The sequence below is a fragment of the Streptomyces sp. NPDC043854 genome, assembly GCF_056436005.1.
In genome coordinates this window covers 158,173-173,072 of record NZ_JBWKDK010000004.1, presented here as the reverse complement: position 1 = coordinate 173,072, position 14,900 = coordinate 158,173, and the positions used below count along the sequence as shown (strand labels likewise).

Sequence of the window (14,900 nt, the reverse complement as noted above, 5' to 3'; positions counted from 1 at the left end):
TTATGACCGGTCCGGGGCCCGCAGGGCCCGCCGCTAGCCGAGGATCCGTACGGCTGCCGGGACGCACTCGGCGGTCACCGGCAGCGGCCCGACCCGCTCGCCGTCGGCGTAGGCGGTCAGGCCCGCGGCCTCCAGCGTGACCTTCGCCGCCCGGTGGACGGTGACCTTGGGGTGGCCGAGGTGGGTCCCCTTGTAGACCTGCGGGAACACCGTCAGGAGGGTGGCCCGGCTGCAGTCGCCGACGACGACGACGTCGAAGAGCCCGTCGTCGGGGACGGCGTCGGCGCAGATCCGCATGCCGCCCCCGTACGAGGACCCGTTCCCGACGGCGACCAGGGCGGCCTCGGTCTCGATCGCGGGGCCGCCGTCGAGGGTGATCCGGTACGGGAAGGGCCGGAAGGCGGCCAGTTCCGCGATCACCGCCAGGTCGTACTTGAAGCGGCCCGCGGGCAGCCGCATCCGGTTGCCCCGGTCGTTGACCCGCGAGTCGAAGCCGGAGCAGAGCACGGTCCCGTACCAGGTCCCGGCCACCCGCCCCAGGTCGATCTCGCGCAGCCGGCTCTCCTTGAGGGCCTCGGCGGCCAGCCGGGCCGCCTGCGCGGGCTCGCGTACGGGCAGGCCCAGGGCGCGGGCGAAGTCGTTGCCGGTGCCCACCGCGACCACCCCGAGCGGCACCAGGGTCCCGGCCAGGGCCTGCAGGGCCAGGGAGACCACGCCGTCGCCGCCGACGGCGATGACCGCCCCGGTTCCCTCGCCGACGGCCGTGCGCAGCCGGGCCAGGGCGTCCCCGGCGTCCGTGCCGACGACGGTGCGGACGTGGAAGCCCGCGTCCCGGAGCGCGGAAGCGGCCGGCTGCGCGGCGTGCGCGCCCCGGCCGCGTCCCGCGGTGGGATTGACGAAGAGGGTGATCTCAGCGCTCACCGCACGGAATGTACCCGTCAGGTGGCGTCGTCGTAACCGTTGATCTTCCGGCGTCCGCCGTCGGACTGCTCGAGCAGCGGCGCCGGGGCCGCCACCGTCTCCACCGCGCCGATCGGGACGGGCGTGAGGTCGAGCTCGGCGGCCTCGTCGTCGGAGAGCAGCGCGTCGGGGTTCTTGCGGCGCCGCCTGCGGTCGTTGACCAGGCAGATCCCGAGCGCGATGAAGTACAGGGCGACGATCGGGGAGGCCAGCGCCAGCATCGTCAGCGGATCACCGGTCGGGGTGGCGAACGCGGCGAAGACCGTGATGCCGAGGACCATGCCGCGCCACCAGCCGGCGAGCCGCTTCGCGGTGATGACCCCGGTGAAGTTGAGCAGGATCAGCAGCAGCGGCAGCTCGAAGGCGAGGCCGAAGACGACGACCATGCGCGTGACCAGGTCGAGGTAGTCGTCGACCGGGAGCAGGTTGCGCGCGTGCTCGGGGGTGAAGTCGAGCAGGATCGTGGCGGTCTGCGGCAGCAGCCTGTACGCGAGGACCGCGCCCGCGCCGAAGAGGGGCGCGCCGACCGCGACGAAGCCCATCGCGTACTTCTTCTCGTGGCTGTGCAGGCCGGGGGCGATGAAGGCCCACAGCTGGTACAGCCAGACCGGGGCGGAGAGGACCACGCCCGCGGTGAGCGAGACCTTGAGGGCGATCGAGAACGGCGCGATGAGACCGTTCACGGTCATGTCGGCGCAGGGCCGGCCGTTGCGCTGCGAGACCACCCCGTCCGTGCAGCCGACGGAGTCCAGCATCGGCTTCAGCATGAAGTCGATGACGTCCTTGTAGAAGAAGGCCGCCACCACGGTGATCACAAGGATCGCCAGCACCGACTTCAGCAGGCGGTTTCTCAGCTCACGCAGGTGCTCGACAAGAGGCATCCGCCCTTCGGCGTCCTTGTTCTGCTTCCCCTGCTTGCGGGCGGACTTGAGCAACCCACGTCCCTTGTCTCGTTGCAGATGACCGGCACGGCCGTGATCGCGACCACGGCACGGACCGCGGTCGTGACCGGCGGCTCAGCCCTGGGCGGTGTGGTTCGGCTCGCCAACGGGCCGGGAGCTGGACACGTCGCCGGGGGCGGCCTTGATGGTGCGCGGGGCAGTCTGCTGCGGGGCCTGGTCGGCGGTGCGCGCGGCGTCCTCCGCGGCGCTCTCGCTCTTCATGGCCTTGGCCTCACTCTTGAGGATGCGGGCCGACTTGCCGAGGGAGCGGGCCATCTCGGGGAGCTTCTTCGCACCGAACAGGAGCACGATGACCGCGATGATCAGAAGGATCTCGAGGGGCTTCAGATTGCCGATCATGTGTGTCTTCCTTCTCACCGAAACGGCTGGTTGTGGTGGCAACGGCACAGGACCGTGATCCCCGGACCGTTCCAAGGATCGTAACCCCCGGGGGTTAACGACCGGCAATCCCCCGGGGTACCAGGCCTTGCGCGCGGCTGCGTTCAGACGGTACGGGGCGCGACCCCCACTTTCCATACATCTGCCGGCCGCGCGTGCCTCAGCGGCGTACGGTCTCGCGGCCCGCGCGGGCCAGGTCCTCGGCCGCGCGCTCCAGGTCCCCGGAGGCGTCCGCGATGCGGCGGCTGGCGTGCGCGACCTGGCCGGACAGCCGCCGTACCTCGGTGAAGACGCGCAGCGCCAGGACGGCGAGGACGGTGAGCCCGAGGAACCCCAGGGCGATTGCGAGCATCGGCCACAGCATGGGACGAGCCTAGGCCACCGGTGTCGTCAGACGCTGCGCAGGGTGCTCACGCCGCCGCCGGTCAGCAGTTCCACGATGCGCTCGCCGGCCGGTTTGCGTACGGAGGCGGCGCACTCGGGGCAGGTGAAGGAGTAGAACGTGGTCCGCCGGCTGCCGCCGATGACCAGCCGCAGGGCGGCCGCGTCCAGCTCGAAGCGGGCCCGGCAGTCCGGACAGGCGGCCTTGAAGGAGACCGGCCCCGCCACGGCGGGCGGCCCCGGCGGCCCTGCGGCGGCCTGCCCGCCCCGCGGCCCAGACATTCGCGACATCCTCGGCGCTCCCCTCAGCCGTTCGTCTTCCCTGCGGTGCGGCCGCGCCGAGCGCGGCCTGCGCCGGCCCGGCCCCGGCGGTGTGGTCCCCCGCCCCGGGCCCGGCCCCTGTCTGCGGCCCGGCCCCTGTCTGCGGCTCGGCCCCGAACCTGCGGCTCGGCTTTCGAACCTGCGGGCTCAGCCCTGTTCCCCGTATCCGGCCAGTGCCTCGCGCGCCGCCTGCCGTGCACTTTCGGCCAGCTCCGGCGGCGACACGATCCGGCCGTCGCGGCCCAGCCGCAGCGCGAGCCGGCGCAGCGAGCCCGGGTCCGGGCTGCGCAGCGTGATCCGCAAGCCCCCGTCGGACAGCTCCTCGGCACTGTCGTGCGGGTAGTACTCGGCCACCCAGCGGCCGGCCGGCCCCACCTCGACGACGACCTGCGGGTCCTCGGCAGCCGGCTGGACCAGCCCCACGGACAGGTCGCGCGGCTCGATCGCGGGCGGCTCGGCGCGCTCGTCGAGCAGTCGGATCTCGGCCACCCGGTCGAGGCGGAAGGTGCGCCGCGCCTCGGAGAGGTGGCACCACCCCTCCATGTACGTGTGGCCCACCGCGAAGAGCCGGATCGGGTCGACGGTGCGCTCGGTGAGCTCGTCGCGCGCGGGCGAGTAGTAGCGCAGCCACAGGCGCCGCCGCTCGGCGATCGCCCGGTCGACGTCGGCGAAGACCCCGCCCTCCGCCTCGAAGGTCACCGACAGCCGGGAGCTGGCCCCGGCGGCCTCCCCGGCGGCCGCCTCCAGCTTGGCGGTGGCCCGCAGCAGGGCGTCCCGGTCGCTCTCGCGCAGCCCGGGCAGGGTGGCCACGGCCCGGGCCGCCACTAGCAGGGCGGTGGCCTCGTCGGCGGCCAGCCGCAGCGGCTCGGCGGTGGACTCACCCGAGGCGTCGGCGTTGTGCCACCAGATCCGCTCGCCGTCGGTGTCGATGTCGAGCAGGTCGCCGCCCCGGAAGCTGGTGCCGCACATCGGCAGCACGTCGAGGTCCGAGATGAGCTCGTCCTCGGTGATCCCGAAGGCCCGGGCGACGTCGGCGACGTGCGCCCCGGGGCGCTCGCGCAGGTAGGTCACCAGGGACAGCATCCGGCGGGTCTGGTCGATGGCGTTGGCGGCCATGCTGGTAAGTCTCCCCCTCAGGGCACGTCGTGGATACGGTGCGGTGCGTGGATGGTGCGGCGGACGGGATCGGGCGCGGGGCCGGTGCGGCCTCAGCCCGCGGCGACGGCGCGCAGCCGGTCCACCACGTCCGCCCGCAGATCGGCGGGCTCCACCACCACGACGTCCGGCCCGAACTCCACGAGCCACGCGTCCAGCCCGTGCCCGTAGGGGATCTCCAGCTCGTCCCAGCCGTCCGTGACGCCCTCCCGCGTCGCGGTGGCCTTCGCCCGCAGCGGGTAGCCGGCGCCGGCCCGCAGCCGGATCACGGCGGTGCGGTCCGCGCTCTCCCCCGCCCAGCCCGCCACGGTCTCCCGCACGGTCACCACGTCGGGGACCTCGGCGGTGTACGTGCCGGCCCGGGAGCGGACCTTGCCGGTGATCCGGGAGAGCCGGAACACCCGCTCCTCCCCGCGGTCGCGGTCGTGGCCGGCCAGGTACCAGTGGCCGCGCCAGCACTCCAGGGCCCACGGCTCCACACTCCGGGTCTCCGGCCGGGCGGCGGTGGACTTGCGGTAGTCGAAGACCACGGGCCGCCGGTCGCGGCAGGCCAGCATCAGCGGCTCGAAGGCCGCCTCGTGGACCGGGATGCGCGGCTCGATGGCGCTGTGCTGGCCCTCGTACGGGTCCTCCGCCTCCGGCATGCCGCCGGCCCGCAGCTTCTGCAGGGCGCCGCTGGCGGCCCCGGCGAGGCGGGCCTGCTGCCAGACCTTGGCCGCCAGGCCCAGGGCGGCGGCCTCCTCGGCGTCCAGGGAGACGGGCGGCAGCCGGTTGCTGTCGCGGCGGGCGAGGTAGCCGGTCTCGCCCTCCAGGTTCTCCACCGTCTCGATGACGAGGCCGAGCTCGCGCAGGTCGTCCTTGTCCCGCTCGAACATGCGGTTGAAGGACTCGTCGCTGCCCGCTTCCATGTACGCCTCGATGGAGCCGCGCAGCTCCCGCTTGCTCAGCGGCCGGCGGGTCCCCAGCAGGCACAGCGCCAGATTCATCAGCCGCTCGGCCTTGGCAATCGCCATCGACGCCCTTCCGCCCTTCTCCCAGTGCATGTCCGTGACCGTTGACCGTACCGCCCCGGCGCTCCCGGGCAAAAGCGAGGGCCCCCGCCTCACGGCGGGGGCCCTTCAACCCGTCAGGGGCGGCCGGTTCAGCCGACGCCCATCAGGTCGCAGACGAAGATCAGCGTCTCGCCCGGCTTGATGGCCGGGGTCGGGCTGTGGTCGCCGTAGGCGAGGTGGGCGGGGATGGTCAGCTTGCGGCGGCCGCCGACCCTCATGCCCTGGACGCCCTGGTCCCAGCCCTTGATGACCTGGCCGATGCCCAGGATGAACGGCAGCGGCGCGCCGCGGTTCCAGGAGGCGTCGAACTCCTCGCCGGTGGAGAAGGCCACGCCGACGTAGTGGACGGAGACCTTCTGGCCGGCCTCGGCCACCGGGCCGTCGCCCTCCCAGATGTCCACGATCTCGAGGTCCTGCGGGGCCGGGCCCTCAGGGAAGTCGATCTCGGGCTTCTCGAGCTTGTCGCTCACGGAACTGCTCCTCAGAAAAACGTACGGGTCCCCCCGACGGTGGCCGGGGGGACAACCGGGACAGTCTTACATCACCGCGAGGATGTCGAGGCTGAACACCAGCGTCGAGTTCGCCGGGATCGAGCCGCGCGCTTCGGCTCCGAAGCCCTGGTCCGGCGGGATGACCAGCAGGATGCGGCTCCCGACCTTCTTGCCGACCAGGCCCTCCTTGAGGCCCTTGACCGAAATCTGGTCGATCGGCCAGGTCACCGTCTGGTCGAGGGCGTACGTGCTCTCGAAGGTCTTGTCTTCCTTCCACGTCTTGCCGTGGAACTTCACGATGACGCTGTCGGTGTCCTTGACGGCCGGGCCGCCACCCTCCAGCACGTAGTTCGAGACCAGCTTGGCCGGCGGCTCGCCGTCCTTCGGCACGGTCACGGAGACTTCCTTGCCGTCCGTGTTGGTACCGATCTTGGGCAGGGCCTTGTCCTCCTGCGGGACCTCCTTGCCCGTGGCGGAGGCCGGGACGCTGGTGCCCTTGACGATGTCCACGACGAAGACCAGCGTGGCATTCGGCTTGATCTTGTCGCCGGAACCCTTGTCCCCGTAGCCGAGGTCCGGCGGAATCACCAGCTCCAGGCGGCTGCCGACCTTCTTGCCCTCCAGGCCCTGGTCCCAGCCCTTGATGACCATGCCCGCGCCGATCGTCACCTCGAACGGCTTGCCCTTGCCGAAGCTCTGGTCGAACGGCTCCTTGCCGTCCCAGACCTGGCCGAGGTAGTTGACCTGGGCGACATCGCCCTTCTTCAGCGCCGGGCCGTTGCCCTCGCTGATGGTCTCCACCTTCAGTTCCTTCGGCGGGTCGCCCTCGCCCTTGGACAGCTTCGGGGTCTCTCCGAACTTGGCACCCTCGGTGATCGCGGGCACCCCGTTCTTCATGTCGGCGGAGTCGGAGCCGCTGTCGCCACAGGCCGCCGTGGACAGCAGCAGAGCGGGTACGACCAGCAGGCCGGCAATTCGGCGCACGTGTTCCTCAGATCTCAGACGGCAACGGTCGTCGCCACTCTAAGGCGTGCCGGGGCCCCGTACGAGATCCGCACGCGGCCCCGACCCCAATCGGCGCGATGTCACATACCGGCGATCAGCTTCTCCACCCGGTCGTCGACCGCCCGGAACGGGTCCTTGCACAGCACCGTCCGCTGCGCCTGGTCGTTCAGCTTCAGGTGCACCCAGTCGACCGTGAAGTCCCGCCGCTGCTCCTGCGCCCGCCGGATGAAGTCGCCGCGCAGCCGCGCCCGCGTGGTCTGCGGCGGCACCGACTTCCCCTCGAAAATCTTGAGGTCGTTGCAGATCCGCGCCGCCTGCCCCTTGCGCTCCAGCAGGTAGTACAGCCCGCGCCGGCGGTGGATGTCGTGGTACGCGAGGTCTATCTGCGCCACCCGCGGGTTAGACATGGTCATGCCATGCTTGGCCCGGTACCGCTCGATCAGCTGGTACTTCATGACCCAGTCGATCTCGGTCGCGATCCGGTCCAGATCCTGCGACTCCACCGCGTCCAGCGTCCGGCCCCACAGCTCCAGCACCTGCTCCACCGTGCCGGAGCGGATCCCCCGGCGCTCGGCGAAGTCCAGCGCCTTGTCGTAGTACTCCCGCTGGATCTCCAGCGCCGAAGCCTCCCGGCCGCTCGCCAGACGCACCTTGCGCTGGCCGGTGATGTCGTGGCTGACCTCCCGGATCGCCCGGATCGGATTCTCCAGGGTCAGGTCCCGCATCACCGTGCCCGCCTCGATCATCCGCAGCACCAGGTCGGTGGCCCCGACCTTCAGCAGCATCGTCGTCTCGGACATGTTCGAGTCACCGACGATCACATGCAGCCGGCGGTACCGCTCGGCATCCGCGTGCGGCTCGTCACGCGTGTTGATGATGGGCCGGGAACGCGTCGTCGCGGAGCTGACACCCTCCCAGATGTGCTCGGCACGCTGGCTCACGCAGTACACCGCACCCCGCGGCGTCTGCAGCACCTTGCCCGCCCCGCAGATCAGCTGCCGCGTGACGAGGAACGGAATCAGGATGTCCGCCAGGCGGGAGAATTCCCCGTGCCGCGCCACCAGATAGTTCTCGTGGCAGCCGTAGGAGTTCCCCGCCGAGTCGGTGTTGTTCTTGAAGAGGTAGACGTCGCCCGCGATTCCCTCCTCGTGCAGGCGGCGTTCGGCGTCGACCAGCAAACCTTCGAGAATGCGCTCGCCGGCCTTGTCGTGGGTGACGAGTTCGGTCACGTTGTCGCATTCAGGAGTTGCATATTCCGGATGCGATCCCACATCGAGGTACAGGCGGGCACCGTTCCGCAGGAACACATTGCTGCTGCGGCCCCATGACACGACACGGCGGAAGAGGTAGCGCGCCACTTCGTCAGGAGACAGTCGGCGCTGTCCCCTGAACGTGCACGTGACGCCGTACTCGTTCTCCAGCCCGAAAATGCGGCGGTCCATGACTGAACATTACGCCTTTGGCCCTCGTCTGAAACCGGCTTCGGGAACGCCGTTTCGATCAGTTCCCGCCGAGCGGGACCTCCACCGCCTCCGGAACACCCGCCCCGGAGCCCGCCACGGAGCCCGTCACGGTCCGGGACCGGCCGGGAGCAGCGAGAACCCGCTGAGTGACCGTCAGCACCAGCAGAGCCGCAGCACCGGCCGCACAGGCCACACCGAACCCGGTCACCGTGCCGCCCAGTTCCACGGCCGGACCGGCCACCGCCGTCCCCGCGGCCGCACCCACGCCGAAGAAGGTCACCAGCCAGGAAAACGCCTCCGTGACCGTCCCCACCGGCGCATGCCGGTCCACCACGATGAACGCACAAGCGATGGTCGGCGCCAGGAACACCCCCGCCAGAGCCGTCAACACCGTCATGGCCACCACCCCGGGCGCCAGCAGCAGCGGCAGATAGCCCAGCGCCAGCAGCCCCACCAGCAGCCGCAGCCGCCGCTCGGGCGCCCCGCTCCACTGCCGGGCCCCGTACGCCACACCCCCGACCAGCGCACCCAGACCCAGCGCCGCCATCAGCCACCCGTAGACCGCCTGCCCGCCATGATCGTCGGAATAGGCGATCGCAGCCACCGCGATCGACCCGAGAGCCATCCCCACGAAGAAGAACGCACCGAGCAGCGCCCGCAGCCCCGGCGACCGCAGCGCACCCAGCCAGTGCGCCTCACGCGGCTCGGAACGCCAGGTACGAGAAGGCTCCGACACCACCACCGACAGCGCACCGAGCACACCCAGCGCATTGATCACCAACAGGGCCCCGGCCGGACTCCACAGCGCCACGGACACCGTCACGACCAGCGGACCCACGGTGTACATGATCTCCTGCGCCACCGCGTCCAGCGCGTACGCCGCATGCACCCGGTCCTCCCGGCCGCCCAGCACGCTCGGCCACAGCGCCCGCAGCCCACCCTCCAGCGGCGGCGAGAAGAACCCCGCCACCACCATCGCGGCGTACGCAACCGCCACCGAACCGGTGCCCGCCACCGCCAGCCACGCCATTCCCAGCGCCGCGACCACGGCCGAGGGCAGCTGGACCCGGGGCTGGCCGTACAGGTCGACCGCACGGCCCAGCAGCGGCTGACCCACCGCATTGGCCACGCCGTACACGGCCGCCAGCGCGCCCGCGAGGCTGTAGCTGCCACCCTCGGCCCGCACGAACAGCAAGATCGCGATCGACGCCGTGGCATTCGGCAGCCGGCCGACGAGCGTCCCCGCCAGCAGCCGCGCCGCATGCCTGGTCCTGAGCAGCTCCGCGTATCCCGCGGCCATCTGGCGCCCCCTTCTGCCCGGACCCGCCGGGGTAATACGTATAACTAGGCGCGTCATACGTACCATGGCCACAGCCCAGGGGTCCAACCACACAACCGGCCCCACCCCCCCGACCTCGCCTTACAGGAGACCCGTGTGACGAGACCCACCAGCCGGGACGTCGCCACCGCCGCCGGCGTCTCCCAGGCCACCGTCTCCCTCGTCCTCGGCGACAAATGGCGCGGCCGCGTCTCCGAACGCACCGCCGACCTCGTCCGCACCACCGCCACCGACCTCGGCTACCGCCCCAACCTCGCCGCCCGCAACCTCCGCCTCGGCAGCACCCGCACCGCCCTCCTCGTCGTCCCCGCCCTCACCAACGAATTCTTCGCCCGCGTCTACACCGGAGCCGCCCGCCTCGCCGCCGCCCACGGCTTCGGCGTCCTCCTCTACCCCTCCCCCGACGGCACCGGCCCCGCCCGCGACCCCTTCGCCTCCGCCAGCGCCGCCCTCGACGGCGTCATCGCCTCCTCCATGGCCGCCGGCGCCCTCGACGCCATCGGCGGCGACGAACTCCCCCTCGTCATGCTCGACAGCGCCCCCGGCTCCCGCCGCGCCGCCGCCCACGTCAACCTCGCCATGGCCGACGGCATGCGCCAGGTCACCGAGCACCTCCTCACCCTCGGACACCGCCGCATCCTCCACTTCGCCGCCGCCGTCGACACCTGGACCTTCGAAGTCCGCGCCCACGCCCTCGCCCGCCACCTCGGCCCCCACACCGAGCTGCGCACCGTCCGCGCCCCGCTCGGCGTGGCCGAGGCCTGCACGGCCATGGAGGCCGCCCTGACCGCCCCCGGAGACCGGCCCACCGCCATCGTCTGCGACGACGACATCCTGGCCGCCGGCGCCTGCAAGGCCGCCCGCCGCCTCGGCCTCCGCGTCCCCGACGACCTCTCCGTCACCGGCTTCGACGACCTGGCCCTCGCCACCGCCGTCGAACCCGAGCTCACCACCGTCCACCTGCCCGCCGAACGCGTCGGGGAACAGGGCATGGCCGCCCTCCTCGCCGTCCTGAACGGCACCGAATGGACCGCCCCCGACATCCCCGTCAACCTCGTCGTACGCGCCTCCACGGCACCCCCGCCGACCACCCGGCCCTGAAACACCGGCCCCGAAACGCCAAACCGCCCCGGCCCGCCTCCGAAGAGGCAGGACCGGGGCGGCCAAGAACCACCGCAGACCGGCGTGAGACCTACTCGGCGTCGTCCTCCGGCGCCTCGTCGTTCGAGACCGCGTCGGCCTGCGCCGCCGCCGGAACATCCGCCTCCAGCAGCCGCGCCAGCTGCCGGCCCCGGATCCGCTTGAACTTCCGCTGCTGCGACCGCGTCCGGTCCAGCACCGCAACCTCCAGCCGCTCCGCCGGAATGGTCTTGTCCGCACTGTTCGTCTGGCTGGACAGCGCCTGCACCGCCAGCTTCAACGCCTCGGACAGGGTCATCCCGTCCCGGTGGCGCTGGTCGAGGAAACTGCTGATCTGCTCGGCATTGCCACCGACCGCGACCGAACCGTGCTCGTCCACGATCGACCCGTCGTGCGGCAGCCGGTAGATCTGGTCGCCCGCCGCGGTCGTGCCGACCTCGGCCACGACCAGCTCCACCTCGTACGGCTTCTCGCCGGCACTGGAGAAGATGGTGCCCAGCGTCTGCGCGTACACGTTGGCCAGCCCACGGGCCGTCACATCGTCGCGGTCGTAGGTGTATCCACGCAGATCCGCGTAGCGCACACCACCGATCCGCAGGTTCTCGTACTCGTTGTACTTGCCGGCGGCCGCGAAGCCGATCCGGTCGTAGATCTCGCTGAACTTGTGCAGCGCACGGGACGGGTTCTCGCCGACGAACACGATGCCGTCGGCGTACTGCAGCACCACGAGGCTGCGACCGCGGGCGATGCCCTTGCGGGCGTATTCCGCCCGGTCGGCCATCGCCTGCTGCGGGGAGACGTAGAACGGAGTCGACACCGGCTGACCGTCCCTTTCTTCTGGGCTCCTGAGGGGCTGTTACGGATCAGAGCAGGGCGGCGCGCGGGCCGTCCGGCTCCTGGAGGCGGCGGTCGGTGACCTTGCGGGCGATGGCCTGGGACTCGTCCTCGGTCAGCCGCCGGAAGCCCTCGTCGGTGATGACGGTGACGATCGGATAGATGTTGCGGTAGAGGTCAGGACCGCCGGTCGCCGAGTCGTCGTCGGCGGCGTCGTACAGCGCCTGCACCACCAGCGTGGTGGCCTGCTCCTCCGTCAGGTCCGGGCGGTAGAGCTTCTTCATCGACCCGCGGGCGAAGATCGAACCCGAACCCGTGGCCGCGTACCCGTGCTCCTCGGAGCGGCCGCCGGTCACGTCGTAGGAGAAGATCCGCCCCTTCTCCCGGGCCTCGTCGTAGCCGGCGAAGAGCGGCACCACGGCCAGCCCCTGCATGGCCATCCCCAGATTGCTCCGGATCATGGTGGAGAGCCGGTTCGCCTTGCCCTCCAGGGAGAGGGTCGCCCCCTCCACCTTCTCGAAGTGCTCCAGCTCCAGCTGGAACAGCTTGACCATCTCCACGGCGAGGCCGGCGGTGCCGGCGATGCCGACCGCGGAGTACTCGTCCGCCGGGAACACCTTCTCGATGTCCCGCTGCGCGATCATGTTGCCCATCGTCGCGCGCCGGTCACCGGCGAGGACGACCCCGCCGGGGAAGGTGGCGGCCACGATGGTCGTGCCGTGCGGCGCCTCGACGATCCCCTCCGGAAGCTTCCGGTTGCCCGGCAGAAGCTCCGGCTGGTGATCCGCCAGGAAGTCCATGAAGGACGAAGACCCCGGCGTCAGGAAGGCTGCCGGCAGACGCCCTGTGCCACGAGTGTTGGGTTCCACAGGTTTCCTTCCACGTAAGCGGCTGCACGCCTGATGACGTCCGGCCGATCCTTGAACTGCCCCAGGGCTGCGTTGCAGCTGAAACACAGTACGCCTCGGACTTTACCTGTCTCATGATCGTGATCCACATGCTCCGCCGGACCTATCTGGCAGATCACGCAGACACCGCCCTGAGCAGCGATCATCTCGTCGCGTTCGGCTTCGGTGATGCCGTACTTGCGCTTGAAGTAGCTCGCCCGATTCCGCTGCGCTCGGCACTCTTTGCAGTAGCTTGCCCATCCGTCGGAGCTCGTCCGGTTCAGCTCCCACTCGGAATGGGGCTTGATCTCTCCGCAGTCAGGACACCGCTTGTGGCCGGACGGCACGGGGATCTTGACCCGCACCGTCCGCCCTGCGGCTTCCTGACGCGCCTTGTAGTGCTCAGCCTGACACTCTCGGCAATACGCCTGGAAGCCGTCTCTCATCGAACGGTTGCTCGCGAATGCCTCGTGAGGTTGCATGCGCTTGCACCGAGAGCAGCGCTTCATGCCTTCCGGCACGTTGTTGGCCACAGCCCCCCGCACCTTCAATTCGAAGGTCAATTACCGACAACGACCCTCACTGGCCGCCCTTTTGGACGAAGGACCTCACGAAATCCTCGGCGTTCTCCTCCAAGACATCATCGATTTCGTCCAGGACGGAGTCCACGTCGTCGGAGAGCTTTTCCTGCCGTTCCTTGAGGTCGGACTGCGCTTCTGCGGCCTGCTCCTCGACCTCCTCGGTCGAGCGAGTGGCCTTCTGCTGTCCGCCGCCGGTGTCCTTGGTCGCCATGTCTACCTCACCCCGCTCGGTTCGCACGCTCGTGACGAGGGACCCCGGGATTCGGGATCCCTCAAGATCAGACCCTACTTCGGACCCTACAAGGAGGGCCGGGCTTTCGTCCCCGTACTTGGACAACGTCCGGGTGTTCCCATGATTCCCGGGAGAGGGGGTTTTCAGGCCCCTCTCCCGGTCCCCGTTCAGTTCCCGCTGAGCACCCGTACCAGGTCCTCCGCCGTCCGGCAGCGGTCCAGGAGCTCCTTGACGTGCTTGCGGGTACCCCGCAGGGGTTCCAGCGTCGGGACGCGCTGGAGGGAGTCGCGGCCCGGGAGGTCGAAGATCACCGAGTCCCAGGAGGCCGCGGCCACGTCGTCCGCGTACTGCTCCAGGCACCGGCCCCGGAAGTACGCCCGGGTGTCCTCCGGCGGCTTCCCGGCGGCCTTCTCCACGGCCGGCTCCTCCACCAGCCGCTTCATCTTGCCGCGGGCCACGAGGCGGTTGTACAGGCCCTTGTCGGGGCGTACGTCCGCGTACTGGAGGTCGACGAGGTGGAGCCGGGCGGCGTCCCAGCCGAGCCCGTCGCGCCGCCGGTAGCCCTCCAGGATCTGCCGCTTGGCGATCCAGTCCAGCTCGCCCGCGAGGCTCATCGGGTCGCTCTCCAGCCGCCCGAGGACGTCCTCCCAGCGGGACAGCACGTCCTTGGTCTGCTCGTCCGCGTCGGAGCCGTACCGCTCCTCCACGTACTTGCGGGCCAGCTCGAAGTACTCCATCTGAAGTTGCACTGCGGTCAGTGTTCGGCCGCTGCGCAGCGTGATGAGGTGGCGGAGGTCGGGGTCGTGGGAGACCTGGTGCAGGGTGCGCACGGGCTGGTCCACGGCCAGGTCGACGGTGATGAACCCGTCTTCGATCATGGACAGGACCAGTGCGGTCGTGCCGAGCTTGAGGTAGGTCGAGGTTTCGGAGAGGTTCGCGTCGCCGATGATCACGTGCAGGCGGCGGTACTTCTCGGCGTCCGAGTGGGGCTCGTCGCGGGTGTTGATGATGGGCCGCTTGAGGGTGGTCTCCAGGCCGACCTCGACCTCGAAGTAGTCGGCGCGCTGGCTGATCTGGAAGCCGTGTTCGCGGCCGTCCTGGCCGATGCCGACGCGGCCGGCGCCGGTGATCACCTGGCGGCAGACGAAGAAGGGGGTGAGGTGGCGCACGATCTCCGAGAAGGGGGTTTCCCGCTTCATCAGGTAGTTCTCGTGCGTGCCGTAGGAGGCGCCCTTGTTGTCGGTGTTGTTCTTGTAGAGCTGGATCGGCTGGGCGCCGGGGAGCTGGGCGGCGCGTACGGCGGCCTCGGCCATGATCCGCTCGCCGGCTTTATCCCAGAGCACGGCGTCGAGGGGGTTGGTGACTTCCGGGGAGCTGTACTCGGGGTGTGCGTGGTCGACGTAGAGCCGTGCGCCGTTGGTCAGGATGACGTTGGCCAGGCCGATGTCCTCGTCGGTGAGCTGGCTGCTGTCGGCGGCCTCGCGGGCGAGGTCGAAGCCGCGGGCGTCCCGCAGCGGGTTCTCCTCCTCGAAGTCCCAGCGGGCGCGTCGCGCCCGGTGCATCGCCGCCGCGTAGGCGTTGACGATCTGGGACGAGGTGAGCATGGCATTGGCGTTCGGGTGACCGGGGACGGAGATCCCGTACTCCGTCTCGATCCCCATTACTCGCCGTACGGTCATGCGGCCCTCCTTGCCCGGCGGCGCTCCTGTTCGGGAGCGG

17 protein-coding genes are annotated in these 14,900 nt (G+C 70.5%); 1 reads left to right on the top strand and 16 read right to left on the bottom strand.

Annotation, left to right across the window (positions count from 1 at the left end; genetic code table 11):
• Positions 1–33: 33 nt before the first annotated feature.
• The 11 genes from AC068A_RS05830 to AC068A_RS05780 form a co-directional block, all read right to left on the bottom strand.
• A complete protein-coding gene (locus AC068A_RS05830) occupies positions 34–921 on the bottom strand; it encodes a diacylglycerol kinase (protein ID WP_478581220.1) in 888 nt (295 codons plus the stop codon).
• 17 nt (positions 922–938) lie between these two features.
• Positions 939–1,895: a twin-arginine translocase subunit TatC gene (tatC, locus tag AC068A_RS05825; protein ID WP_478581217.1), complete on the bottom strand. Its 957-nt coding sequence runs from the start codon at positions 1,893–1,895 to the stop codon at positions 939–941.
• 81 nt (positions 1,896–1,976) lie between these two features.
• On the bottom strand, positions 1,977–2,261 hold the full coding sequence (gene tatA / locus AC068A_RS05820; protein WP_478581214.1) for a Sec-independent protein translocase subunit TatA: 285 nt from the start codon (positions 2,259–2,261) through the stop codon (positions 1,977–1,979).
• A gap of 199 nt (positions 2,262–2,460) precedes the next feature.
• Complete coding sequence (locus AC068A_RS05815) at positions 2,461–2,664, bottom strand: hypothetical protein (protein WP_478581211.1); 204 nt, start codon at positions 2,662–2,664, stop codon at positions 2,461–2,463.
• Between the two features lie 26 nt (positions 2,665–2,690).
• The gene (locus AC068A_RS05810) at positions 2,691–2,963 is read right to left on the bottom strand and encodes a hypothetical protein (RefSeq protein ID WP_478581209.1); all 273 of its coding nucleotides are present in this window, start codon (positions 2,961–2,963) and stop codon (positions 2,691–2,693) included.
• A 186-nt stretch (positions 2,964–3,149) separates the two neighbouring features.
• Positions 3,150–4,118 (bottom strand): helix-turn-helix transcriptional regulator, encoded by a 969-nt coding sequence (locus AC068A_RS05805; RefSeq protein ID WP_478581207.1) that lies wholly within the window; start codon positions 4,116–4,118, stop codon positions 3,150–3,152.
• A gap of 92 nt (positions 4,119–4,210) precedes the next feature.
• On the bottom strand, positions 4,211–5,170 hold the full coding sequence (locus tag AC068A_RS05800; protein ID WP_478581204.1) for a helix-turn-helix transcriptional regulator: 960 nt from the start codon (positions 5,168–5,170) through the stop codon (positions 4,211–4,213).
• A 128-nt stretch (positions 5,171–5,298) separates the two neighbouring features.
• The gene (locus AC068A_RS05795; protein ID WP_478581201.1) at positions 5,299–5,679 is read right to left on the bottom strand and encodes an FKBP-type peptidyl-prolyl cis-trans isomerase; all 381 of its coding nucleotides are present in this window, start codon (positions 5,677–5,679) and stop codon (positions 5,299–5,301) included.
• A 66-nt stretch (positions 5,680–5,745) separates the two neighbouring features.
• Entirely contained in the window at positions 5,746–6,684 is a 939-nt protein-coding gene (locus tag AC068A_RS05790; protein WP_478581199.1) for an FKBP-type peptidyl-prolyl cis-trans isomerase, read from the bottom strand.
• 101 nt (positions 6,685–6,785) lie between these two features.
• Positions 6,786–8,147 carry a Pup--protein ligase gene (gene pafA / locus AC068A_RS05785; RefSeq protein WP_478581197.1) on the bottom strand — a complete coding sequence of 454 codons (1,362 nt, stop codon included), beginning with the start codon at positions 8,145–8,147 and terminating at the stop codon, positions 6,786–6,788.
• 58 nt (positions 8,148–8,205) lie between these two features.
• A complete protein-coding gene (locus tag AC068A_RS05780; RefSeq protein WP_478581194.1) occupies positions 8,206–9,468 on the bottom strand; it encodes an MFS transporter in 1,263 nt (420 codons plus the stop codon).
• Between the two features lie 135 nt (positions 9,469–9,603).
• Between AC068A_RS05780 and AC068A_RS05775 the strand changes: the two genes are divergently transcribed.
• On the top strand, positions 9,604–10,608 hold the full coding sequence (locus tag AC068A_RS05775; protein ID WP_478581192.1) for a LacI family DNA-binding transcriptional regulator: 1,005 nt from the start codon (positions 9,604–9,606) through the stop codon (positions 10,606–10,608).
• A 91-nt stretch (positions 10,609–10,699) separates the two neighbouring features.
• On the opposite strand, the gene prcA is transcribed toward AC068A_RS05775, so the two are convergent.
• The 5 genes from prcA to dop all read right to left on the bottom strand — a co-directional run bounded on the left by prcA (position 10,700) and on the right by dop (position 14,860).
• Positions 10,700–11,464 carry a proteasome subunit alpha gene (prcA, locus tag AC068A_RS05770; protein ID WP_478581190.1) on the bottom strand — a complete coding sequence of 255 codons (765 nt, stop codon included), beginning with the start codon at positions 11,462–11,464 and terminating at the stop codon, positions 10,700–10,702.
• Between the two features lie 46 nt (positions 11,465–11,510).
• Positions 11,511–12,350, bottom strand: coding sequence for a proteasome subunit beta (gene prcB / locus AC068A_RS05765; protein WP_478581188.1), 840 nt, complete (start codon positions 12,348–12,350; stop codon positions 11,511–11,513).
• Positions 12,302–12,877, bottom strand: coding sequence for an endonuclease VII domain-containing protein (locus AC068A_RS05760; protein ID WP_478581491.1), 576 nt, complete (start codon positions 12,875–12,877; stop codon positions 12,302–12,304). The genes prcB and AC068A_RS05760 overlap by 49 nt, the downstream gene beginning before the upstream one ends.
• 70 nt (positions 12,878–12,947) lie before the next feature.
• Positions 12,948–13,160: a ubiquitin-like protein Pup gene (locus tag AC068A_RS05755; protein ID WP_042803062.1), complete on the bottom strand. Its 213-nt coding sequence runs from the start codon at positions 13,158–13,160 to the stop codon at positions 12,948–12,950.
• A 188-nt stretch (positions 13,161–13,348) separates the two neighbouring features.
• Positions 13,349–14,860: a depupylase/deamidase Dop gene (gene dop / locus AC068A_RS05750; RefSeq protein WP_478581184.1), complete on the bottom strand. Its 1,512-nt coding sequence runs from the start codon at positions 14,858–14,860 to the stop codon at positions 13,349–13,351.
• Positions 14,861–14,900: the final 40 nt, after the last annotated feature.

Excerpts from the sequence above, each read along its gene's own strand:
- tatA (WP_478581214.1), bottom strand. The coding sequence starts at position 2,261 with ATGATCGGCAATCTGAAGCCCCTCGAGATCCTTCTGATCATCGCGGTC.
- AC068A_RS05815 (WP_478581211.1), bottom strand. The coding sequence starts at position 2,664 with ATGCTGTGGCCGATGCTCGCAATCGCCCTGGGGTTCCTCGGGCTCACC.
- AC068A_RS05810 (WP_478581209.1), bottom strand. The coding sequence starts at position 2,963 with ATGTCTGGGCCGCGGGGCGGGCAGGCCGCCGCAGGGCCGCCGGGGCCG.
- AC068A_RS05805 (WP_478581207.1), bottom strand. The coding sequence starts at position 4,118 with ATGGCCGCCAACGCCATCGACCAGACCCGCCGGATGCTGTCCCTGGTG.
- AC068A_RS05800 (WP_478581204.1), bottom strand. The coding sequence starts at position 5,170 with ATGGCGATTGCCAAGGCCGAGCGGCTGATGAATCTGGCGCTGTGCCTG.
- pafA (WP_478581197.1), bottom strand. The coding sequence starts at position 8,147 with ATGGACCGCCGCATTTTCGGGCTGGAGAACGAGTACGGCGTCACGTGC.
- AC068A_RS05780 (WP_478581194.1), bottom strand. The coding sequence starts at position 9,468 with ATGGCCGCGGGATACGCGGAGCTGCTCAGGACCAGGCATGCGGCGCGG.
- AC068A_RS05760 (WP_478581491.1), bottom strand. The coding sequence starts at position 12,877 with ATGAAGCGCTGCTCTCGGTGCAAGCGCATGCAACCTCACGAGGCATTC.
- AC068A_RS05755 (WP_042803062.1), bottom strand. The coding sequence starts at position 13,160 with ATGGCGACCAAGGACACCGGCGGCGGACAGCAGAAGGCCACTCGCTCG.
- dop (WP_478581184.1), bottom strand. The coding sequence starts at position 14,860 with ATGACCGTACGGCGAGTAATGGGGATCGAGACGGAGTACGGGATCTCC.